This is a genomic window from Paenibacillus sp. AGC31, from assembly GCF_057334655.1.
Map to the genome: position 1 here is coordinate 1 of NZ_JBHFJH010000030.1, position 23,339 is coordinate 23,339.

The 23,339-nt window shown below is 45.8% G+C and carries 21 protein-coding genes; 16 read left to right on the forward strand and 5 right to left on the reverse strand.

Annotated elements, in window-relative coordinates:
* The coding region (locus tag ACE04G_RS17255; protein ID WP_486094560.1) for a transposase at positions 1-319 on the forward strand (319 nt) is incomplete at its 5' end.
* Positions 320-428: 109 nt separating this feature from the next.
* Here ACE04G_RS17255 and ACE04G_RS17260 read toward each other — a convergent pair.
* The 3 genes from ACE04G_RS17260 to ACE04G_RS17270 form a co-directional block, all read right to left on the reverse strand.
* Positions 429-899 (reverse strand): ferritin family protein, encoded by a 471-nt coding sequence (locus tag ACE04G_RS17260; protein WP_221821271.1) that lies wholly within the window; start codon positions 897-899, stop codon positions 429-431.
* 106 nt (positions 900-1,005) lie between these two features.
* Positions 1,006-1,446, reverse strand: coding sequence for a hypothetical protein (locus tag ACE04G_RS17265; protein WP_221821272.1), 441 nt, complete (start codon positions 1,444-1,446; stop codon positions 1,006-1,008).
* 428 nt (positions 1,447-1,874) lie between these two features.
* A complete protein-coding gene (locus ACE04G_RS17270) occupies positions 1,875-3,236 on the reverse strand; it encodes an alkaline phosphatase (protein ID WP_221821748.1) in 1,362 nt (453 codons plus the stop codon).
* 349 nt (positions 3,237-3,585) lie between these two features.
* Here ACE04G_RS17270 and ACE04G_RS17275 point away from each other — a divergent pair, with 349 nt between their 5' ends.
* From ACE04G_RS17275 to ACE04G_RS17315, 9 genes are all read left to right on the forward strand, one after another.
* Entirely contained in the window at positions 3,586-5,400 is a 1,815-nt protein-coding gene (locus ACE04G_RS17275) for a glycoside hydrolase family 43 protein (RefSeq protein ID WP_221821274.1), read from the forward strand.
* Positions 5,401-5,632: 232 nt separating this feature from the next.
* Positions 5,633-5,947, forward strand: coding sequence for an ArsR/SmtB family transcription factor (locus tag ACE04G_RS17280; protein WP_036615511.1), 315 nt, complete (start codon positions 5,633-5,635; stop codon positions 5,945-5,947).
* The gene (locus tag ACE04G_RS17285; RefSeq protein ID WP_339303903.1) at positions 5,944-8,412 is read left to right on the forward strand and encodes an FAD-dependent oxidoreductase; all 2,469 of its coding nucleotides are present in this window, start codon (positions 5,944-5,946) and stop codon (positions 8,410-8,412) included. The genes ACE04G_RS17280 and ACE04G_RS17285 overlap by 4 nt, the downstream gene beginning before the upstream one ends.
* A gap of 142 nt (positions 8,413-8,554) precedes the next feature.
* Positions 8,555-8,881 carry an ArsR/SmtB family transcription factor gene (locus ACE04G_RS17290; protein ID WP_221821278.1) on the forward strand — a complete coding sequence of 109 codons (327 nt, stop codon included), beginning with the start codon at positions 8,555-8,557 and terminating at the stop codon, positions 8,879-8,881.
* A 67-nt stretch (positions 8,882-8,948) separates the two neighbouring features.
* Positions 8,949-10,250 (forward strand): arsenic transporter, encoded by a 1,302-nt coding sequence (locus ACE04G_RS17295; RefSeq protein WP_445252473.1) that lies wholly within the window; start codon positions 8,949-8,951, stop codon positions 10,248-10,250.
* 51 nt (positions 10,251-10,301) lie between these two features.
* On the forward strand, positions 10,302-10,721 hold the full coding sequence (gene arsC, locus ACE04G_RS17300) for an arsenate reductase (thioredoxin) (protein ID WP_339303907.1): 420 nt from the start codon (positions 10,302-10,304) through the stop codon (positions 10,719-10,721).
* 249 nt (positions 10,722-10,970) lie between these two features.
* Positions 10,971-11,789, forward strand: coding sequence for a MerR family transcriptional regulator (locus tag ACE04G_RS17305; RefSeq protein WP_339308705.1), 819 nt, complete (start codon positions 10,971-10,973; stop codon positions 11,787-11,789).
* A 24-nt stretch (positions 11,790-11,813) separates the two neighbouring features.
* Entirely contained in the window at positions 11,814-12,992 is a 1,179-nt protein-coding gene (locus ACE04G_RS17310) for an MFS transporter (RefSeq protein ID WP_339303909.1), read from the forward strand.
* A gap of 333 nt (positions 12,993-13,325) precedes the next feature.
* Entirely contained in the window at positions 13,326-13,640 is a 315-nt protein-coding gene (locus ACE04G_RS17315) for an aldo/keto reductase (protein WP_339303911.1), read from the forward strand.
* A 30-nt stretch (positions 13,641-13,670) separates the two neighbouring features.
* Here the strand turns inward: ACE04G_RS17315 and ACE04G_RS17320 are convergent, their stop codons facing one another.
* The gene (locus ACE04G_RS17320) at positions 13,671-14,147 is read right to left on the reverse strand and encodes a hypothetical protein (protein WP_339303913.1); all 477 of its coding nucleotides are present in this window, start codon (positions 14,145-14,147) and stop codon (positions 13,671-13,673) included.
* 163 nt (positions 14,148-14,310) lie between these two features.
* Between ACE04G_RS17320 and ACE04G_RS17325 the strand changes: the two genes are divergently transcribed.
* Together ACE04G_RS17325 and ACE04G_RS17330 are read left to right on the forward strand one after the other, a co-directional pair.
* Positions 14,311-15,405, forward strand: a complete 1,095-nt coding sequence (locus tag ACE04G_RS17325) for a stalk domain-containing protein (RefSeq protein WP_339303915.1) — start codon at positions 14,311-14,313, stop codon at positions 15,403-15,405.
* A gap of 86 nt (positions 15,406-15,491) precedes the next feature.
* Positions 15,492-15,947 carry a DinB family protein gene (locus ACE04G_RS17330; RefSeq protein WP_339303917.1) on the forward strand — a complete coding sequence of 152 codons (456 nt, stop codon included), beginning with the start codon at positions 15,492-15,494 and terminating at the stop codon, positions 15,945-15,947.
* A gap of 195 nt (positions 15,948-16,142) precedes the next feature.
* Here ACE04G_RS17330 and ACE04G_RS17335 read toward each other — a convergent pair whose 3' ends face one another.
* Complete coding sequence (locus ACE04G_RS17335) at positions 16,143-17,066, reverse strand: AraC family transcriptional regulator (RefSeq protein WP_339303919.1); 924 nt, start codon at positions 17,064-17,066, stop codon at positions 16,143-16,145.
* Between the two features lie 217 nt (positions 17,067-17,283).
* Here ACE04G_RS17335 and ACE04G_RS17340 point away from each other — a divergent pair, with 217 nt between their 5' ends.
* The 4 genes from ACE04G_RS17340 to ACE04G_RS17355 all read left to right on the forward strand — a co-directional run bounded on the left by ACE04G_RS17340 (position 17,284) and on the right by ACE04G_RS17355 (position 23,319).
* The gene (locus tag ACE04G_RS17340) at positions 17,284-18,159 is read left to right on the forward strand and encodes a fumarylacetoacetate hydrolase family protein (protein WP_339303921.1); all 876 of its coding nucleotides are present in this window, start codon (positions 17,284-17,286) and stop codon (positions 18,157-18,159) included.
* Between the two features lie 21 nt (positions 18,160-18,180).
* Positions 18,181-19,647, forward strand: a complete 1,467-nt coding sequence (gene gucD / locus ACE04G_RS17345) for an alpha-ketoglutaric semialdehyde dehydrogenase GucD (RefSeq protein WP_339303923.1) — start codon at positions 18,181-18,183, stop codon at positions 19,645-19,647.
* Positions 19,648-19,663: 16 nt separating this feature from the next.
* The gene (locus tag ACE04G_RS17350) at positions 19,664-21,640 is read left to right on the forward strand and encodes a YjhG/YagF family D-xylonate dehydratase (protein WP_339303925.1); all 1,977 of its coding nucleotides are present in this window, start codon (positions 19,664-19,666) and stop codon (positions 21,638-21,640) included.
* A gap of 62 nt (positions 21,641-21,702) precedes the next feature.
* The gene (locus ACE04G_RS17355) at positions 21,703-23,319 is read left to right on the forward strand and encodes a glycoside hydrolase family 43 protein (RefSeq protein ID WP_449004734.1); all 1,617 of its coding nucleotides are present in this window, start codon (positions 21,703-21,705) and stop codon (positions 23,317-23,319) included.
* Positions 23,320-23,339: the final 20 nt, after the last annotated feature.

A 23,339-nucleotide genomic window follows, 5' to 3' on the forward strand; every position in this document is an offset into this window, starting at 1 on the left:
ACAAAAAAGAGACGTTTCGGAAGCCGTGCTCCATTCGGATCAAGGCTTCCAATACACGTCTCAGGCGTACAACACACGATTAGAAGCATTCGGCGTGAAGGGCAGCCACTCTCGCAAAGCAACCTGCCTGGATAACGCATGCATCGAATCCTTCTTTTCGCATCTCAAGACAGAGAAGCTGTACCTTAACCAGTGTAATTCAGAAGCAGAGATTCGACAAGCCGTGGAAGATTATATGTACCATTACAACTACCGACGTTTTCAAGCCAAACTCAAACAGCGCGCACCGATTGAATATCGATGCGCACTGGCAGCATAGCTTTTTTCCATCTGTCTACTTGACAGGGGTAAGACCAATTCACTGGTTTTTTACTGCTTTCAATTGTTCATTTTTAAAAGAATACGCGCGTTATTCATCCCATACATGACTATCTCGGCAAATTGTAGGTAATCAGATTGTTATATTTATCCGCATGTTTCTGTTCGTCCAGGATGATTCCCCACACCGTATCCTTATAAATGCCATAAGGGAGACCAAACCATATTTTTCTATACTTTTCCACGGCGGCCAATTCACCATGAAACGCCTTTTGCAGTCCGGCAAGATAAGAGGTGACCGTCTCAACCGGCTCACTGCTTATGCCCGTAATCTCCTGACCTGTCAGATCCTTGTACATTTGGCGGAACATTTGATTATGTCCTCGTTCATCATTGCGGATGCTCGTGATGATGGCAGCCTGATTGGCATCGGGTGACAACTGAATCAGTGAATCATAGAACACCTCATCGTTTCGTTCTCCTTGCACAGCTGTTTTGATTAATTCAAGTGCTTCGGCTGATGATGTTGCCCATACCGGAGTAAAAGTGTACCTGTAACCATAAGGATATGCCACATACATTACGAATCCCTCCAAGACGAATATGAGTTAAGATATGCACGTATGCCCATCAGCGTTAACCCATATCATCTGTCCTGCCTTATTAGGGGAAAGCTTCAGTAAAACTTCACTTGGTATACCTCAATATTTTACTGTAACCATAAGCAAGAACAAATGGCAGGAGGTATGACAAAAAGGTCCAAAGGATGTTCCATCCATTAAAATAAATGACATGCCCCATCATTTTGGCAACCCATTCGATTAATGTCAGCGACAATGATGCAACAAGAATCGCCAACCATGGCTTGGCACCTTTGACGATAATGGCATACATCATCAAGCAGCCGGCAATCGGATAGATTCCAAGATCCATTGGGAGAGCAGCCAAGGATTGATTATGAGTATTCGGAAGAATATTCCAGAAGTAATTAAACCCGATATTGTTGATGGATGCTGATACAGCCACACCAAGTGGATAATATAGAATAAGGATTGTAAAGTTCCGACGCAGAATCCATACACCCAATATAATGGGAATGACCATACCGAGCAGAATGTTTCCTAACATGCTTTTCTCCTCCAAAGCTTGTTACTTCTATAGCTCACAATAAGCTGCATCACTCCGTTGTTTTCTCCTCCAGAAGACGATTGACCTTATCTGTGAGTGCATCCAATTTTTTGTCATAATGCTTGTACGTATAGAACCCAATGACTGCTTTGACTGCAAAAAAGAGCACCGCAGCAATGACAATGAGAATATAGTTGTGGGCAATCTGCCTTAACCAATCGTTAACTGCATTTATCGGATTTCTCTCCCTTCAATGCAAGTGGTTTTGTATAAGGTAACCAACTCCATGGGATATAATGCATATTAGCAAATTCCGAACAGGCGTACGCCATACTCGAAGTGAATGGACAAGTTTCGGTCATGAAAATATGAAAAAAATCCCTTCTCTTCGGATGAAAGAAGAGAAGGGATGATCCTAAACTATTGAATTATTGGTGCTTGCTGAGAATATCAAATATGATCTTGGCATTATCTGTGTTGTCGATCAAACCGGCGAAGCGATGACTTGCCGGACCGTAGGCATAGACCGGAACATCTTCACCTGTATGTCCACCTGTTGTCCAGCCCGTAAATGAACGGTTATCAATAATCGCTTCAATGGCATTATCAATCTTTGTTACATCCGCACTTTTGGCCGCTTCTTTCACCCATTGAATCTCTTCCGGTTTCAACTCCAGTTTGAGATAACTTTTCAGTGTTTCTTCAACCGAAGCACCTTTTGCAATTTGTGCTGCCATGAAGTCAGGTGTGCGCAGTGCAGCTTTGATTGGATCTACGAAGAAGTTGTATTCTCCGTCTTTTCCAAGCGTAAGCCCGCCCGTGGAGTGGTCGGCAGTAGCTACGACAAGTGTTTCACCGTCTTTTTTGGCAAAATCAATAGCTGCCTGAAATGCTGCTGCGAAATCATCCATTTCACTCATAGCACCAACGATATCATTATCATGTCCTGCCCAGTCGATCTGGCTGCCTTCGACCATTAGAAAGAATCCTTTGTCATTCGAACTGAGACGATCAATCGCTGTATTGGTCATCTCAGCCAATGATGGAGTTGCAGCAGTACGATCAATCAACTTGTCCAGACCTCCGTCCGCAAACAGTCCAAGAACTTGTTGATTCTTATCAGCAAGGAGAGAGGAACGATCCGTCACATAGCTGAAACCGGCCTTCTGGAACTCCTTCGTCAGGTCACGACCCTCGCGTACAAAATTGGATTTCCCTCCACCAAGAAGTACATCCACCTTATGCTTGCCATTAATCAACTCATCATAATAATCGTCCGCAATTGCATCCATATTTTTTCGACTGATATCATGGGCACCAAATGCAGCTGGTGTGGCATGAGTGATCTCCGATGTAGCCACGAGTCCGGTGGCTTTGCCGTTTTCTTTGGCCTGCTCAAGTACGGTTTTGACTTCCTTCTGCTCAGGGTCAACCGCAATGGCCGCATTGTATGTTTTCACACCCGCCGACATAGCCGTTGCTGCGGAAGCGGAATCCGTCACATTTTGTTTATCATCATCCGGATAGGTCATTTGTGCCCCAACAAGATAAGGGTCAAATACGGTTTTGTCCATGCCCTTCGTTGAAGGATCATCTTTCATATAACGGTAGGCGGAAGTATAAGAGGTCCCCATGCCATCCCCAATGAGGAAGATGATGTTCTTGATTTGTTTTTTCTCCACACTTACAGCTTGAACCGCACTTGCTTGTCCTGCAGACAAGAGAGTAGAAGCCGATACAGCCAGAGTCAGCGCTACCGCTGGTAATACTCTTTTGGATAATTTCACAATGATTCCTCCTCGTAATATCTCAACAACAAAAATGAATGCATGAGTCTATATTCATTTGTTCATCATTAAGAAGATTAGCATTTATTTGTAAATGAAAACCAAGAATTTTGTATACCTGAGGTAAAATAAAGGCGATATTTTAATATTCTTTGCATGAGGAGTAAGCCAAACATCCCAATCAAAGTAAAATGATCCCGGCGAAAGATTCACATGATCTGTGCCATACCAAATCACAAAAATATACTCATTCCGCTGGTTTTGAAGTATGATACAACATATGTAGAACGCTTTCATTTTTATATTTACTGTTAGTATAAAATCAATTTCACTTTCAGGAGGCTCTTTACCATTGACCAAAACAACTCCAACTTATGATGGGTATCTCTTTGTACATTTTATTGGCGAACAACCAGACGGAGAGCAGGTTTATTTCTCCTATAGCGAGGATGGTCTTCACTGGAAGGATCTTAATGGCGGATCTCCTGTGCTGTTTTCCGACCTTGGAGAAAAGGGGGTACGGGACCCGTTTCTGGTTCGTTCAGTCAAGGAAAATAAATTTTATCTGATTGCTACGGATCTCCGCATCGCAAGCGGCAAAGGGTGGACTCATGCCGTTAATGCCGGGAGTCGTGACGTAATCATATGGGAATCCAGCAATCTCGTGAACTGGTCATCCCCATGGAACGTTACACTAGGTGTTGAGGGCGCTGGATGTGTCTGGGCACCGGAAGCTGTGTATGATGAAATGGCAGATGAGTTTCTTGTATTCTGGGCTTCTGCGACGCAGGAACCTCAGGAGCAAGAACAAAAACAAAAAATATACAGCGCTCGCACAAAAGACTTTCGTACGTTCTCCGCATCGGAAAAATACATTGAGCGGGATAATCATATTATTGATACAACGATTCTTCCAGCGGATGGCTCTTATTATCGATACTCCAAGGATGAAACAACCAAAAACATACGGGTAGAAAAAGGAGACTCTCTCGACAAAGGGGCGTTTGTTACACTTCAAGCTCCGGTACTGGAGGCTGTGGCAGGTGTGGAGGGACCTCAAATCTTTAAATTCAATGACCGGGAGGAATGGTGCCTGATTGTTGATCGATTTGCTGAAGGAAAGGGTTATCTTCCTCTGCTGACTACAGATCTAAGAAGTGGAGAATTCCGAATCGTCCCTGATGGTGAATTCGATATGGGAACGACTCAAAAGCGGCATGGAAGTGTCCTGCCAATCACAGCTGAGGAGTGCAGCCGGCTTCTCGCGGCTTTCGGGGATGGTCATCAAGTGCTCCCCGGACAATATGCCGATCCTGATATCGCACAGTTTGGGGATCGTTACTATATGTATCCCACAACAGATGGCTTCGAGGGGTGGTCGGGGACAAAGTTCAAAGTGTTTTCTTCTTCAGACCTGAAGCATTGGCAAGATGAAGGTGTTATCCTTGATCTGGGAACAGAGGATGTAGCTTGGGCAACCGGTAATGCCTGGGCACCGGCAATTGCCAGCCGAAACGGAAAGTTCTATTTTTATTTCTGTGGCAAAATGCTGAACGGCGAGAGTGCCATTGGCGTTGCTGTAGCAGATACACCGATTGGTCCATTCCTGGCCGAGTCACAGCCTTTAATCACAATGGAGCAGTTGAAACGTCTGGGCATCACCATGGGTCAGGCCATTGATCCCTCCATCTATGTCGAAGAGGATGGAAGAACGTATCTGCTATTTGGCAATGGACATGCTGCCATTGTGGAGCTTGGTGAAGACATGATAAGTGTCGTAGAGGACACAATGAGCAATCTGGCGGGCTTGCATGATTTTCGTGAGGCTGTAGCCGTGTTGAAGCAGGGTGGACTTTACCACTTTACGTGGTCCTGTGATGACACAGGCAGTGAAGACTATCATGTTAATTACGGTACGGCAGAGCAGCTATATGGTCCAATTACCTATCGATACCCAATCCTGAGCAAAAATGTGGAGAAGGGCATGCTGGGCACAGGTCATCACTGTATATTTAATGATTCTGAAACCGGTCAATACCAGATTGCCTATCACCGTTTTGTAACACCACTGTCCAGATTCTCCTCTGGAAAGGGGTATCACCGCGAAATATGTATGGACCCGCTTCTTTTTGGTAAGGACGGACTGATTCAGCCTGTTATACTCTAATATAAGACGTTCAGTTAAATCACTATTTTATGAAGATCTGATACAACATGATTGCCTGTCAGGTATCGCTTTTAGCGGTTTTGGCAGGCATTTTTATCATCCACCTGAATCAAATCAAAGCCGTAGGGTTGAGCGGGTATGAACTTATTGAACGCATTCACTCGAGAATACATTTGACATGAGAATCAATAAATCGTATTATTACGATATAACGATTTAGGAGGAATACCTTTTGAACACTCCCGCTTTTGACAGTAATAACATTAAACAGTTCGATGAACCTGCTAATCTGCTGAAAGCTTTATCTCACCCCATTCGTTTATGCATTGTGCGGGGACTGATGATGAAAAAAAAATGTAATGTTTCTTATATGCAGGAATGTCTGGATCTTCCCCAATCAACAGTCTCACAACACCTCCAGAAGCTTCGTAGTGCAGGTATTGTTGCTACGGAGCGGAATGGACTTGAAGTGAACTATGTGCTTGCCGATCAACGGGTTGAACAGATTATTAAAACTTTATTTGAAAAGGATGATTGTGAATCATGAGCAAAAAAGTACTTATTGTTGGCGGTGTAGCTGGAGGTGCTTCTGCAGCTGCACGTCTTCGCCGTCTGGATGAACATGCCGAGATTATTATCTTTGAGAAGGGACCCTATATCTCATTTGCCAATTGTGGCTTACCTTATTATATAGGTGGCACAATCGATGATCGAGAGCGTCTGCTGGTGCAGACGCCAAAAGGGATGGCAGATCGCTTTTGTATCGATGTGCGTACAAGAAGTGAGGTCGTAGCTATTGATTCGCAGCAGCGAGTGGTTAAGATACAATCCCAGGAGCGCGGTGCATATGAAGAAAGCTATGACGAGTTGATATTGTCACCAGGTGCAAAACCGATGATTCCCGATCTGCCGGGTAAGGACAATCCACTAATCTATACCGTACGAAGTATTCCTGATATTGATCGGATCAAAGAACAGGTAAGTTCTTCTAACAACCAGTCTTCGATCGTCATAGGTGGTGGATTTATAGGCGTAGAAATGGCTGAGAATTTAAAGGAAGCTGGTCTGGATGTAACGCTTATTGAGGGGAACGCACAAGTACTCACACCATATGATCCCGAGTTAGCAGCCGCATTGGCACAGGAAATGGAGAATCATGGTGTAAACCTGCTGTTTTCCAAGCGTGTTCAGGGATTCCATTCCCTAGAGCAGGGCATAGGGGTTGAACTTGCGGATGGTCACACGCTGACTGCTGACATGGTTATTCTTGCGATAGGCGTAACACCAGACACCTATTTTTTGAAAGATAGCGGCGTTTCGCTGGGTGCACGTGGACATATTATCGTAAATGAAGCCTTGGAAAGTAGTGTGCCACATATCTATGCTGTTGGGGATGCGATCGAAGTAACGGAAACCATTCATGGTACGAAGGCAACGATACCACTTGCCGGACCTGCCAACAAACAAGGTCGTATTGTTGCCGACCGTATCGCAGGGCTTCAATCTACCTACAAAGGAACACAAGGTACGTCCATTATCAAAGTATTTGGAATGACCGCAGCTACGACAGGCAGTAATGAAAAAACACTACAGCGTCTCGGCGTGGACTATCAAACCGTTATCGTACACCCTGCTTCTCATGCATCGTATTATCCGGGTTCAAGTGCGATTACTCTTAAACTGCTGTTTACTCCGGAAGGCAAAATTTTAGGCGCACAAGCAGTCGGTTATGATGGAGTGGATAAACGAATTGATGACATTGCTGTAGCCATTCATTTTGGAGGACATGTCCGGGATTTGACAGAGCTTGAACTGAGTTACGCGCCACCTTATTCTTCTGCCAAAGATCCCGTGAATATGGCTGGATATGCAGCAGAGAATATGATCACCGGACGTGTTCAGACGTTCACCTATAATCAACTGGCTGATCGTCAGCCGGGGCAGTCGATACTTCTGGATGTTCGCAGTGAAATCGAGCATCAAAATGGTCATATTCCAGATTCACTCTCTATTCCAGTTGATGAGCTTCGTCAACGTTTAGATGAATTAGACCCTTCCAAAGAAATCTGGCTATACTGTCAAGTCGGCTTACGTGGTTATACAGCTTCGCAAATTTTGCATCAGCATGGTTTTAGCGTAAAAAACCTGAGTGGTGGTTATAAAACATACCGACAAGCCCAATTTAAGCCTGCTCCATTTACTGCTACAACACAAGAGCAGCATGATCCTGTGATAGACGCGAACGAAAAGGAGTCTATTCCCACTGACTCAGTACAGCCGCAACGTATTGATCATGAGTTGAACGTATGCGGATTAAGTTGTCCTGGTCCCCTGATTCAGGTTAAGCAGAAAATGGATCAACTCTCAAACGGAGAAACCCTTCGTGTGAAAGCTTCCGATCCAGGCTTTTATGAAGATGTCAAAGCCTGGGCCACGATGTCGGGTTCCACAATCTTGCAGTTGGAAAGACTGAAAGGCGGTACGATTGAGTCTGTCATTGCTAAAAATACAGCACAACCCGTATCCGAATCCCCCATCAGTGATCCAGCCAGCACGATGGTTGTGTTCAGTGGCGATCTGGATAAAGCGATCGCTTCACTCATTATTGCAAATGGGGCCGCAGCCAGTGGACGGAAAGTAACCCTATTTTTCACGTTTTGGGGATTGAGCATTATTCGCAAGCAGCAGCCGCAGAAGTTATCCAAAACAATGATCGGCCGTATGTTTGATATGATGTTACCTCGTGGGAGCCAGAAGCTTGGCATGTCCAAAATGAATATGCTCGGAGCAGGCCCGAAGATGATCCGTGGTTTGATGAAAAAACATCATGTGCCTTCATTGGAAGAATTGATTGAGAGCGCAATTGCACAAGGAGTAGAGATCGTTGCCTGCCAAATGTCCATGGATTTAATGGGAATTCAGCGTGAAGAATTAATAGACCAAGTTAAAATTGGTGGTGTCGGTTACTATCTTGGACAAGCATCACAAGCCAATCATAATCTGTTTATTTAAAAAATATTCACAAACTCCAAAAATCGTTGATTCGAATTCGAACCAACGACTTTTGGAGTTAATCATCAAGTAAACATTGACTTCATTTTTTTGATATTATAATATAAGCATACACTTATATGTAGTTGAAGGAGGAAGTGCTATGGATTCTATGCAAGAGGTAGCGGATAAGCTTAAATTGCTGGGTGATAAAACACGCCTTACGATCCTTACACTCCTCAAAGAACGTGAATGGTGCGTGTGTGAATTTGTAGAGATTTTAGACATGTCACAACCTGGAATTAGTCAACATTTGCGCAAGCTGAAGGATCAAGGCTTGGTTAAAGAAAATAAACGTGGTCAGTGGGTATACTACTCTTTAAATGTAGAGAATACACCATATATTACATCTGTCCTGGATTTGATGCCGGATACAGCAACTATTCTTAAATCGTTAAATAAAGAAAACTTTACTTCAGAGTGTAATTAATTTTTGATCATTATATAAGTATATCATTATATACAAATATAAATAAAGCTGAACTGAAAGGGGGTGTATGGTTTTGTTTTCTACGCTGTTAGCCTGCATCATCTTTTTGATTACACTTGTACTCGTTATTTGGCAGCCTAAAAACCTGTCCATTGGTTGGTCTGCTTGCGGAGGAGCAATCCTTGCTTTACTTGTGGGTGTGGTCAATTTGGAAGATGTATGGGATGTGACACAAATCGTATGGAATGCCACGCTTGCTTTTGTCGCAATCATTCTGATCTCATTAATTCTGGATCGTATTGGCTTTTTTGAATGGGCTGCCTTACATATGGCCAAAGCCGCTCATGGCAATGGTGTACGAATGTTTGTTTACGTCTCCATCCTGGGAGCGGTGGTTTCTGCTTTCTTTGCCAACGATGGAGGCGCACTGATTCTGACACCGATTGTTCTAGCCATGGTACGTGCACTGAATTTCGATGAGAAAAAAGTATTCCCATTTATTATCGCCAGCGGATTTATTGCGGATACAACTTCCTTGCCGCTGGTTGTAAGTAACCTGGTCAACATTGTGTCTGCCGATTTCTTTGGTATTACGTTTATGGAGTACGCAGGAAGGATGATTGTTCCAAATCTGTTCTCGCTGGCGGCGAGTATCGGTGTACTGTATCTCTTTTTCCGCAAGAGTATTCCCAAACGTTTTGATGCCAGTGAATTGAAGCCTCCGTTATCTGCCATTAAGGATATGAAAATGTTCCGGTTGTCGTGGGTGGTGTTAGGGGCTCTGGTTATTGGATACTTTACCAGTGAATTTATCGGCATTCCCGTATCTTTTGTGGCAGGTATTGTCGCGATATTCTTCCTGATCATGGCTTCCCGCAGTTCAGCTGTACCAACTACATTGGTTGTCAAAGAAGCGCCGTGGGCCATCGTATTTTTCTCCATCGGCATGTATGTCGTGGTTTATGGTCTACGTAACGTGGGTTTAACGGATCTTCTAGCCGTGGTCATTCAGGTTGTGGCGGATCAGGGATTGTTTGCTGCAACGATGGGTATGGGCTTTATTGCGGCAATCATTTCATCCCTGATGAATAATATGCCTACCGTGTTGATTGATGCGCTTGCCATTGATGCAACAACGGCTACAGGAACGGTTCGGGAGGCACTCATTTACGCCAATATTATTGGATCAGACCTGGGTCCCAAGATTACCCCGATTGGTTCACTTGCGACCCTGCTTTGGCTTCATGTGCTGAGCACCAAAGGTGTCAAAATCTCATGGGGCACTTACTTCAAGACAGGTATCTTAATCACCATTCCGACTCTGCTTATTACGCTAGTGGGTCTGTATCTGTGGTTAAGCATTCTATAAAAGCAATCTATAAAAGCAATCTATAATTCAAACAACGAGGAGACGATGGACATGAGTAAAAAAACACTGTACTTCCTGTGCACAGGCAACTCTTGCCGGAGCCAAATGGCCGAAGGCTGGGCCAAGAAATATCTAAGTGAGGACTGGAACATCTATAGTGCAGGAATCGAGGCACACGGTCTGAATCCAAAAGCAGTGGAAGCCATGAAAGAAGTTGATCTGGATATTGCTACTCAAACTTCCGATATCATTGATTCAGAGTTGTTGAACAATGCTGATTTCGTAGTCACGTTGTGTGGGGATGCCGCAGATAAATGTCCAATGACGCCTCCACATGTGAAACGGGAACACTGGGGATTTGATGATCCTGCCAAAGCGCAAGGGTCTGATGAAGAGAAGTGGGCCGTATTCCAAAGGGTTCGTGACCAGATCGGGGAGCGTATTAAAACATTTGCTGAAACCGGAAAATAATACAAACCTGCCTGAGCAGGATAATTGAATGCGTACCGAGAGAATGCCACAATCAGTGGCATTTTTTTGTTCAAAAAAAATGAACGTTTCATTCAGAAACGGTTTTTGACTTGCCCATAACAGCAACATAGAGTGATGACAAGGACGGTGGTTAATTTTATATAAAAATGAGAAGCATATACACCCTTGACTTTCCCCTGTACGGGAAACTATATACTCGCATTATGTTAATAGATTGGAGATGATATGTTGTTCAAAATCAGTGCGTTTTCCAGACTAAGCAGGGTCTCATTAAAAACACTGCGTTATTATGACCAGATTGGCATACTTAAGCCGAGAAAGGTAGATCACGATACGGGTTACCGTTACTATTCCGCAGATCAGCTCCTCGAGCTCAACCGAATCTTCATTTATAAAGAATTGGGGTTCACATTGCCACAAATCACACAGCTGTTACAGGAACATATTACATTGGACAATATTCAAGGCATGTTTAAGCTAAAAAGAAGCGAAATTCAGCAAATTATCGATACGGAACAAGCCAAACTCGTCCGAATTGAGGAACGCATGCAGCTTCTAGAGGAAGAGGGGCACATTGAAACCGGGCAAGAAATTCGAATTAAAGAGGAAGGTGCTCGGCAGTTTCTTTTTCAGACAGGGTGCGGGAGGGAAGAGGAGATCTCGAGTTTATTTCATCAGTTTGATCAGTCATTAACAAAAGAAATGCGCCAACTGATTGACGGACCTCAGGTTGTTTTGTGGAAAGAAATCGCAGGACAAGAGGAAGAATTCGAGTTTGAAATAGGTTACTTCTTAAGCTGTGATCTGCGATCACCTCTCGCCCCATTTCAACTGCGGACTCTTCCTGCCGAGCCCATGATGGCCACCATAGCTTATCGTTCCAATGCCGCCTTTGCCTGTAAAGCCTGTGTTCATCTAGCTACATGGATTGAGAATAATAACTATCAGATCAAGGAGAACGGAGCTGGTAGGGAATTATATTTACCCTTATCTCAAGAACAAGATGTACAGTTTATAGAAATACAAATTCCAATACTAAATAGATAACTAGAGAAGACGGAGTGGATTAAAGTGAAAAATAAATGGATTATATATATCTTGGCATTGGCTGTTTTTCTGATCGGAACCCTTGAATACATTATTACAGGAGTCATTGAAATGATCGCCTCAGACTTGAGTGTATCTACTTCCGAAGTGGGTTTACTGGTGACTGTATTCGCTCTGGCAGCGGCCATTATTGCTCCGATTCTCATTGCAATTACAATAAATATGGATCGCAAGAAGTTACTGTTGTCCACCCTCAGTGTGTTTATTGCCAGTAACGGACTTATGTTTGTTGACCTTTCTTACGAAACTTTACTATGGGTGCGAATTATTCAAGGGGCTAGCGGAGGAGTGGCTACCGTAGTAGCGATGGCCGTATCGACACGACTGGTTGAAAAGGAAAAAAGGGGCAATGCCATCGGCATCATTCTGATGGGGCTCAGCAGTTCGCTAGTGCTCGGTGTCCCATTGGGCACATTTTTTAGTGAAATGTTTGGATGGAGAGTTCTATTTGTAATCATTGGATTGTTAAGTGTTCTTCCATTACTTATTATCTACAAAAAGGTTCCGGCAATCAAAGAGGAAGAAAAGATCACCCTCAGTATGCAGGTCTCCATTTTAAAAAATCCACTCATTCTGACTGCCTTGCTTATTACATTATTGTATATCGGAGGCTATTCAACACTGTTCACGTATATTACGCCTTTCTTGCAAGCTACATCCACTCTTACCATGACCGAGATAAGCGGTGTTCTGTTTCTCGCGGGAATTTGCAGCTTTGTCGGATCAAAAGTGGGCGGACAATTGGCAGATGCAAAGGGATCAAAGTTTACAATTTGTCTAGGCCTTCTGTTACAAGGCGTAACTCTTCTTTTGTTTGCTCTAGCTGGAGTTAATCTTATCATGTTAATCTTGGTTTTAATGATTTTTATGTTAGCAACGTGGAGCATATCTCCGGCCCAGCAACTATATCTGGTTACACTGGCACCTCGTAATCCTGACATCGCCCTAAGCGTAAATACATCATTTATCCAATTTGGTTTTGCACTGGGATCTGGATTAGGTGGGTTTGTGATCAGTCGTTCATCTGTCATGTATTTGAATTGGTTGGGGTTTGGAGCTGTAAGCGTAGCTTTATTTCTTGTCCTAATTCTATTCAAAAGGATGAGAAGTAGGACTGAAAACTCTATGGTTACTGGTGAATAGGTAGGTGGACTGGTTAAGTTACACAGGAGATCTATCTGGCGTTATAGTCCTAATTAGAAAGAGGGAATGTACAAGTCGTACATTCCTTGAAAAATCCTGCCAGATCAGGATGGTTTAACGCATAAACATGATATTGTGCTGCATCCTCGGAGCTGATCCATGGGATCGGTTTATCCGCTGGCACTGGGTAGAAAAGCATCCCATTATGGATGAGACCCGGAATCAAGAAGTTCTCCATATAGATTTACAAGACTGGGGTCTACAGCATATGTAAGCACCTTAAACACGTGGGCAAACAACAATTAAAGCCGCGAAGCACCGCAAAAAACCGGCATGCGCGTAGGCGAGATCAGGATGAAAACACATCTATCCCGACCGACCGTATCCCATCATCTGAAAATATTAAAAGAATCGCAAATTGCGCAAGTCATTTTGCGCTGGCATCTGCAATGCGGAATTATGGTCATTCCCAAATCAACGAACCCTCAACGGATTAAAGAGAATATCGAAATATTCGACTTTGAACTGAATGAGGAGGACATGGACCATATACGGCGGTTGGACACAGGTAAGAGATATTCCATAAGCCCGAATGGCTACATGATCAACCCAATTTATATAAATTTGATGAAACTGTTTATTCGCTGATAATCCTGTTAAAATAAAGGGCCATCCCGATCAACCTAAAGACAATAACAATAGTTTTCCAATCTTCAATAAAACTTTCAGCTGCGCCCAGCAGATAATGATTGAAATGACCATAACGATTACAAAGAACAGAAAAACAATAATTTTCATTATGATCAAACGTTTTCCGTCCGGATGTTTGGAAGTTCTGCTGGAAGAGTTATCTTTAGACTTAATCATAGCTCGTATACCGACTATGCAGGCAGTAGCCAGCATTATAAAAAGCATTAAAGTTGCCATTCGTTCAGCAGTGAAAGCGATGAGATTTGATCTTCCCGGACCAGAACCCGTGCGCAAAAACCAATGGCAGAAGGCAACAACAGAAAGAGATGACAGGAACAAGATAAATATAATCTTCCACATCCAGTCGAACAGCTTGAAGAAAGGACCGGGTGGATTGATTTTCTGTTCCCGGCGAACCCGACGCTCGGCGTTTCTTCGATCGATTAGTGCTCGTTTGGATTTCATGGATGTTTAACCTCCTGCAGTTTCACTGTTCTTCCTCGTAACATTAAGAATATCACAGTACTGACAATCAAGTCCCATGTTGATTTGAAACCTTTTAGTTAAAAACTGCGTTTAAAAGCTAGAAGGCAATGAACTTGAATTCAGAAAGGATGTAAGAAAAAAAATGAATAGAAACAAGAAGAGAAATAAGTTAATTGTAAGTGCTATTATGACAGCATTACTGGCATCGCCCCTGGCACACTTCATGGCCGAAGGCCAACCGGTAGCCGCTGCAGCTTCCGTTTCCAAATATAAAGTTACCGTACAACCGTTCAGCATTGAAGGAAAGAAATCAAGCATTGGTACAATTAATAAAAACGGATCGACCTATATAGCTCTTAGGAACCTAAATACAGCCCTGGGTTTAACCACCAATTTCAATCAGACTAATCAACTTGTTGAAGTGTCGGGAAATGGACGATCGCTTCAAATTAATCTCTCTAACAATACTATTCATTTGAACGGACAACCGGTCTTTGGACCTCAAGTCATTCTCCAGGACAATACAACTTATTTGCCACTTCGCTTCCTATTGGAGCGGATGGGCTATGTAATTTCATATCAGAATAGTACTAAGCAGGTCGGTATTCAATCGATTAAGGAAAACGACTTGCAGGTTCAAGCGGAAGAGATCGGTGCCGACGGAGATGGCAAATCATTGCTCGTCTACTATCCGGTAATTAAGGGCTATGCAAGAGAGAAAGTACAGGATAAGATCAACGCCTTTTTGAAGCAGGAGACCGACAAGCACATTGCAGCGGGATCGAAGGAAATGGATACAGTCGTAAAAGCGAATAATCAATTACTAATCAAAAATCCAAAGGCTGAAATTCGGCAACCGAGCCTCGATGGCAGATTTACAGTTATGTATAACGAGAATGGAAAATTGAGCCTATATGTGGATTATGATCTTTATATGGGGGGAGCGCACGGAATGACGACGAGGGTTCCTTACACGTTCGATCTCGTAACAGGTGATCTGATTTCGTTGAAGGAAGCAGCAGGTAACGCCGATTATGTCTCTATCATTAACAGCCAAATCACAGATCACATCAATCATCGCGGATTGGAGTTGTCCACTCCATTTAAGACGATCGAAGCTGATCGAGATTATTACCTGAGCCATGATGGTATCGTTATCTATTTCACAGAATATGAATATACTTCCTACGCTGAAGGAATGCCAGAGTTTATTATTCCTTATTCCGAGTTCAAATGACGGAAACTGTGGCTTCAAACTCTAAAGTCTATCGGAGCATGATGACAAGTCGTGAGTGACAGTGAGACGATAAGGGGGAAAGCGAAATGAATACGATCAAGCGCATGATGGACCATCTGTACTGGGCAGACGAACGTATTTTAGACGCGCTCAAGGAGTCCAAGACAGAGAACAAGGAGCTTCTGAAGCTGGTTCGACATGTCGCGGTTGCGGAACGAGTCTGGCTGTCCCGATTGCAAGGCAAGGGTAGCGCGCAATATTCATTGTGGGAAGAAACAGAAGACTTGACGGCGATCCGGGAGATGTTCGAAGAAAACATCGAGCAATATCGCGTCTATATGGACGGGCTCGAGGAATTCAAATTGGATGAGATCATTGATTATGCAAACCAGAGCGGGGTTCCGTTCCGAACTTCCATCCGGGACATTCTCTCGCAAGTCATCTTACATGGGCAGTATCACCGGGGACAGATTAACCGGGCACTTCGAACCGAATCGGCGGAGCCTGTCCAAGTTGATTACATCACCTTCGCACGACTCTAAAGGGCGAGGAAAATCATCAACATTGCTATGCCAAGTAATAACATAATAGTCGCAGAAATAGCCGCCAACCTGGCGGCTATTTTGTTTCGAAATTCAAAAATCTTTTACAACTACGTCGCCGCGGTAAATCTTGACGGTAATATGCTAGACGCCATGGACCAGCCCAACATTATTACCTTTTATAGAAAGAAAAGCTCAGCGGTATGAACCATCAGGACGATCGGCTGCCGTAGTCTGCTGGGAATGGCTGCGAAATTCACTTGGCGCGATGCCTGTCCACCGCTTGAACTGGCGGCTGAAATGCGCATTGGTCTTATACCCAAGCATCATCGCAATATGGTCTATGTTCAGGTCGGTTTGTTTTAAAAGCCGTTGCGCTTCGTTCAGAAGGGTTTCGGATAGAAACTTGCGTGGAGCGATGCCATATACCTGCCGAAAAATACGATTAACCTGTGACGGGCTAATGCTCAGCGATTTGGCAATGTCCTGAATCCAGGTTCGCTCACTCTCCTGAATTTCCCCGTGAAGATGGATATATCTTACCGAATCCTCAATGTGCTCGGCAATCTGATGGGCAATGGTTTCTTTTCTCGACAACGTAACGGAAGCTTGCTGAGATAACTGGCCGACCAGGGAACCAAGCAGTTCAAACACGGCGGCATGTACCTTCATTTGTTTGGAGGAAGATAACGAGTTAGACAGATGCTCTGTAGCCAGACCATACAAGGTAGACAGGGAAGAGGAGAGCCCCAGAGCCAAATTCGAATTTGCCGGATAATAGATGTCTTTGCAACGGTTAAGTTCTCTGCAAAAGGATGTATCGTGTATGCTGAAATGCACGGAAAAATAAGTAAACCCCTCCGGTCCGGCTCCGGTGCAAGAGTGAGTCATACCCGGCCGGATGAACAGAAGGTCGCCAACCGACTGACGATAAGACTGCCCGTTGACCACCATGTTCATCTGCCCGTCCATCATCCAGTGCACTTCATACATTGAATGTTCATGGGACGGATAAGTCCAGCTGGAATCTACTTTTCTTGCATGCAGCCCCAATAATTGAAAAGACATGCGAACATCGGGCAGACGCCCTAAATACACAGCATCCGAAAGCTTGGTCACAGCAAACCAACCCCCTTGTACGATTCTATATTCCAACATCCTGTCATCGGAGTGTCCTCGTAAATTATTTTCAGTTCAACGGATATAACCTCATCTTAACAGAAAAAAAATGCGTGAAAAGGGTAAATCGTCGGAGTGATTAGAACATCGTCATGAACCATAGCCGGTGCTATGGTAGTATTATCAACCCGATGGGGAAAAATGGAGGCAAGCTTGAATGAGAATTATTCGATTTCTGGACGGACAACAGAAGTGGCTGGCAGCCGTTACGGATGATGAACAAGCGTATCGTTTGCCACAAGCAGATTTTATGACTTTGATCCATCAAGCAAGAAAGCAGGGGATTTCTCCAGTTCAACTTGTTGAAAGCGCTTTTAAACCGTCAAACAAGTTAACTGACGATTGGACTTCCCTGCATCTAATCACTCCATTGGAAGCTCCGGAAGTATGGGCGGCGGGTGTAACTTATCAACGCAGCCGCGAAGCGCGAAATTATGAAGCAACCGAAGGCAAGCTGGATGCAAAAACCTTTTACGATAAAGTTTATGATGCCGAAAGACCGGAGATCTTTTTTAAATCTACAGCAGCCCGCACCGTCGGGCCCAATGAGGCTGTCACACTTCGCAGCGATTCCAATTGGCAGATCCCGGAGCCTGAGCTGGGGTTGGTGCTTGCCGCAGATGGCAGCATTGTGGGATACATCGTTGGCAATGACATGAGCTGCCGCGATATTGAAGGGGAAAACCCGCTGTATCTGCCGCAAGCAAAAATGTGGCGCAATTCCTGCTCGATAGGTCCATCCATTCGTCTGGCGGAAACGGTGCAGAATCCGTATGCGTTCAGCATCGTCTGCGAAATATATCGCGAAGGTGAAATAGTTGTCAAAAGCGAGGCAAGCACAAGTGAGTTAAACCGAAAACTCGATGAACTGGTCTCCTTTCTGGCCAGAGATAACGATTTGTTTGACGGTACGGTGTTATTGACAGGCACAAGCATCGTGCCACCCAATGATTTTACACTTGCACCCGGGGACCGCATTGAAATATCCATTAGCGATATCGGGACACTTATTAATCCAGTCATTTCAAACTAATGTACAAGGAGGATGAATGCGATGACCACATTTCAGGTAGAGCAGACATACAGCAATTACATTAACGGAGAATGGGTGAAGGCGACATCCGGTGAAACCGAACCGAGCATCAACCCGGCGAATCGGAAGGAGGTAGTTGGCTACGTACCCACCTCAGGCGTAGAGGATCTGAACCGGGCTGTTGCAGCCGCGAAGGAAGCAGCAAAAGATTGGCGGAGGTTATCGGGCGCGGAACGCGGAAACTATCTATTTCAGGCAGCCAATGTGCTGGAACGCCGGGCCGATGAAGTTGCAGAGGCGATGACCAGGGAAATGGGCAAAACACTCCCCGAAGCCAAAGGAGAGACACTGCGCGGTGTCGCGATCTTAAGGTATTACGCTGGAGAAGGCATGCGAAAAACCGGTGATGTCATTCCATCAACGGACAGCGAAGCGCTGATGTTTACGACCCGCGTACCCCTTGGCGTTGTAGGGGTTATTGCTCCTTGGAATTTCCCGGTTGCCATTCCGATTTGGAAAACGGCTCCGGCCTTAATTTACGGCAATACGGTTGTGTTGAAGCCTGCTCAGGAAACTGCGGTCACTGCAGCTAAATTAATGGAGTGTTTTGAAGAGGCGGGCATTCCGGCAGGTGTTCTTAATCTGGTATGTGGCAGAGGCTCAGTGATCGGATCTGCACTTGCTGAGCATCCGGATGTGGGCGGAATAACGTTCACAGGTTCCAATGAAGTGGGCAAACGGGTCGGCGGCGCAGCACTGGCACGTGGAGCCAAGTATCAACTTGAAATGGGTGGGAAAAACCCGATTATTATCGCGGCTGACGCTGACCTGGATTTGGCTGTGGAAGCCACAATCAGCGGAGGGTTGAAATCGACCGGACAAAAATGTACGGCCACCAGCAAGGTCATTATTGAACGAAAAGTATACGATGCCTTCAAAGAAAAGCTGCTCTCGCAAATCCAGGAAATTCGACTGGGTGACGGCATGTCTTCTGGAAGCTGGATGGGTCCATGTGCAAGCGAAGGACAGCTCAATACCGTGCTGAGTTACATTCAAAAAGGCCAGGATGAAGGTGCTGTTCTGCTCGCTGGCGGAAAAAGAGGGGACGGTCCGGGACTGGAAGAGGGATTCTATGTGCAGCCTACCGTATTTGAAGGGGTCGAATCCCATATGTCCATCGCCCGGGAAGAAATCTTTGGCCCGGTTCTGGCCTTGATTGCGGTAGATTCCCTGGAGGAAGCGATCGAAGCGGCTAATGATAGCGATTATGGCTTGAGTGCTTCCATCTATACACAGAACGTCGGAGCCATGTTGTCTTTCATCCGGGACATGGATGCAGGACTCGTCAGAATTAATGCAGAAACGGCTGGCGTAGAGCTGCAGGCTCCGTTTGGCGGAATGAAGATGTCAAGTTCACACTCCAGAGAACAGGGACAAGCGGCTATCGAGTTTTTCACGGCCATCAAAACGGTCTTTGTGAAGTCATAAACTGTGGGAGGCTATCATGTACGAACAGATTACGTCGATTATGGGAGAGACCGCTTCCAACTGCTTCGATATCATAGCACATGCTCCTGGGGCTGCCGGACGTCTGCCTTTAACGGATGATTTGCTGCGGAATGCTCCAAGCGGCGACTTGTTTGGCATGTCCCAGAATGTTGGAATGGGTTGGAAGCCCGGGGAATTGAACGGAAAACAATTTCTGATCTTGAGTACACAAGGTGGCATACGCAATGAAGACGGCAGCCCGGCAGCACTCGGTTACCATACCGGCCACTGGGAGGTCGGCCTGCTGATGAAGGCTGCCGCAGAAGAACTGTCAAGCCGGGGAGGAATCCCGTTTGCCGGATATGTCAGCGATCCGTGTGACGGCAGATCACAGGGGACGACCGGCATGTTTGACTCGCTTCCGTACCGGAACGATGCCGCTATGGTATTTCGCAGACTGATTCGCTCGCTGCCAACTCGTAAAGGCGTGCTTGGTGTCGCCACTTGTGACAAAGGTCTTCCAGCGATGATGCTCGCACTTGCTGGAATGCCTCAATTGCCTGGTGTAATCGTTCCCGGTGGCGTCACACTTCCGCCTACCGATGGAGAGGACGCCGGTAAAATTCAGACCATCGGTGCACGGTACGTCAACGGGGAAATTTCTCTGGAAATGGCGTCCGATTTAGGATGTCGAGCTTGTGCTACACCGGGAGGAGGCTGTCAGTTTCTAGGTACCGCGGCTACGGCCCAGGTTGTAGCAGAGGCACTGGGTATGACAGTGCCTCATGCCGCGCTTGCGCCTTCCGGGCAGCCCATCTGGTTTGAAATGGCGCGCCAATCGTCACGTGCACTCATCCATATGGAGTCACAGGGGATGAGGATGGCAGACATTGTCACCGATGCATCCATTCGCAATGCGATGACCGTTCATGCCGCGTTTGGCGGATCGACCAATCTGCTTCTTCACATACCGGCGATTGCCCATGCCGCCGGTTTAACCGTACCCACGGTACACGACTGGATACAGGTCAACAAAAATGTTCCAAGGCTGGTTAGCGCCCTACCAAACGGACCGATCTTTTATCCGACCATACGTGTCTTTCAGGCCGGAGGTGTACCGGAGGTCATGCTACACCTCAGACAGCTTGGTCTGTTGGATGAGTCTGTACCAACGGTTACAGGTACTTCATTGGGTCAGGTACTGGACTGGTGGGAATCGTCGGAACGCCGTCATCTCATGCGGACGCAGTTAAAAGAGCAGGACGGTATCGATCCGGACAGTGTCATCATGAGTGTAGAACACGCTCAGCGGCTTGGAATCTCATCGACCGTAACATTTCCAACCGGGAATATCGCTCCAGAAGGTTCTGTCATCAAATCCACCTCTATTGATCCTGCTGTGCTGGATGAGCATGGCGTATACCGTCATCGTGGCAGAGCAAAGGTGTTTACCACTGAACGTGAGGCGATCCATGCGATTAAGACCGGAGGTATTCTGGCTGGCGACGTTGTTGTGCTTCTCGGGCGAGGTCCATCGGGAACTGGAATGGAGGAGACGTACCAGCTTACATCTGCGCTTAAACATTTGCCTTTTGGCAAATACGTGTCACTGATTACGGATGCCCGGTTCTCCGGTGTTTCCACCGGAGCGTGTATTGGTCATGTTGGCCCCGAAGCGCTGGCAGGCGGACCGATTGGCAAGCTGCGGAACGGAGACCTGATTGACATCACGGTTGATCGTAACACGCTGGAGGGCAGCGTTAACTTTGTCGGAGAAGGCGATCTGGAGTTTTCACCGGAAGAAGGCGCTCTCATCCTGGCACAAAGGCCCTTTCATCCAGATATGAGGCCTGATGAAGCTTTGCCGGATGATACAAAGCTCTGGGCTGCATTGCAATCGGTCAGCGGTGGGACTTGGAGAGGGAATATATATGATGTCGAGCGGATCGTAACCGCCCTGGAAGCCGGCAAAAAAGCGCTGGGCTGGTACTGATATCCACCTTTTGTGTATCTGTTGTTGTACAGATCATTACTTTCATACCGGAGGTTTCTTCCATGAATAAGATCAAGAAAATGATCACCAATCCCATCCTTCCCGGTTTCCATCCCGATCCGTCCATCTGCCGAGCAGCGGAGGATTATTATATCGCCACTTCCACCTTTGAATGGTTCCCTGGTGTACGGATTCACCATTCCCGGGATCTGGTTCATTGGCGGCCCATCGCTTCTCCGCTGACTCGTGTAACGCAGTTGAACATGGAGGGCAACATTAATTCCGGAGGCGTATGGGCACCCTGTCTTAGTTACAACAACGGTGTGTTTTACCTGATATACACCGATGTCAAAAGCCGGGTAGGCGCTTTTAAAGATACCCACAATTACCTTGTGACAGCAACGGATATCGAGGGCCCTTGGTCCGATCCGGTGTATCTGAACAGCAGTGGTTTTGATCCTTCCCTGTTTCATGATGAAGATGGACGCACATGGCTGGTCAATATGATATGGGATCACCGTAAGGGCAAAAACCGGTTTGCAGGCATCGTTCTTCAGGAATATTCCGTCCAGGAACATAAGCTGATTGGACCGGCCATGAACATATTTAAGGGAACAGAATTAGGCCTGACCGAAGCACCCCACCTGTATAAACACAACGACTATTATTATCTCATTACGGCTGAAGGTGGAACCGGTTATGAGCATGCGGTTACCTCAGCACGTTCCCGTACGTTACAAGGTCCTTATGAGGTCGATCCTGCCAATCCGATCCTCACTTCATACGGCAGACCGGATTTAGCACTGCAAAAGGCAGGCCACGGTAGTCTAGTCGAAACGCATACCGGCGAATGGTACATGGCTCATCTGGTCGGACGACCCGTTCATCACAAATATTGCATTCTTGGACGTGAGACCGCACTTCAGCCGTGTACGTGGAGTGAGGACGGCTGGCTGAGACTTGCGAGCGGTGACCGATATCCGGAGGTTCAGGTGTCTGCACCGAAGATCCCGTCACATCCATTTGAACCGATTACTGAAATGGATCACTTTGATCAATTTGAGCTTCGGCAGGATTGGAATACACTTCGCATTCCACCCGATTCGACTTGGCTCAGCTTGACGGAACGCCCTGGTTACTTGCGCTTGCACGGCATGGAGTCGATGAGTTCAACGCACAGGCAAAGCATGATCGCACGGAGACTTCAGGCCTTGGAGTGTGAAGCCGAGACATGTCTGGAATTTGCGTCGGACCATCCCCAGCAAATGGCCGGATTGATTTTGTACTACGATACCCAGGACTATCTCTACTTACGTGTAACTTATCATGAAGAGAGAGGGCTCTGCCTGGGGATTATTCAGTCCAAATACGGGGTATACGACGAACTGCTTGAGGATATTCCGCTAGAGTCGGTGAGCACGCTCCGTTTAAAGACTGTGGTAGATCAAGATCACGCCCGCTTTTATTATGCGTTAAATAGTGATTCATCCTGGAATACAGCAGGCGGGTGGATTGATATCACACATCTGTCCGATGAATCTCCGGAGTATATCCGGTTTACGGGAACCTATATCGGTCTTTGTGTGCAGGATCTTGGCGGAACCCGAAAACATGCCGATTTTGATTACTTTATGTATAAAGAAACAAAGCATGCAGTTGGTATATTGGAAAACATGTGACGGTCTTTTTGGAAGGAGCA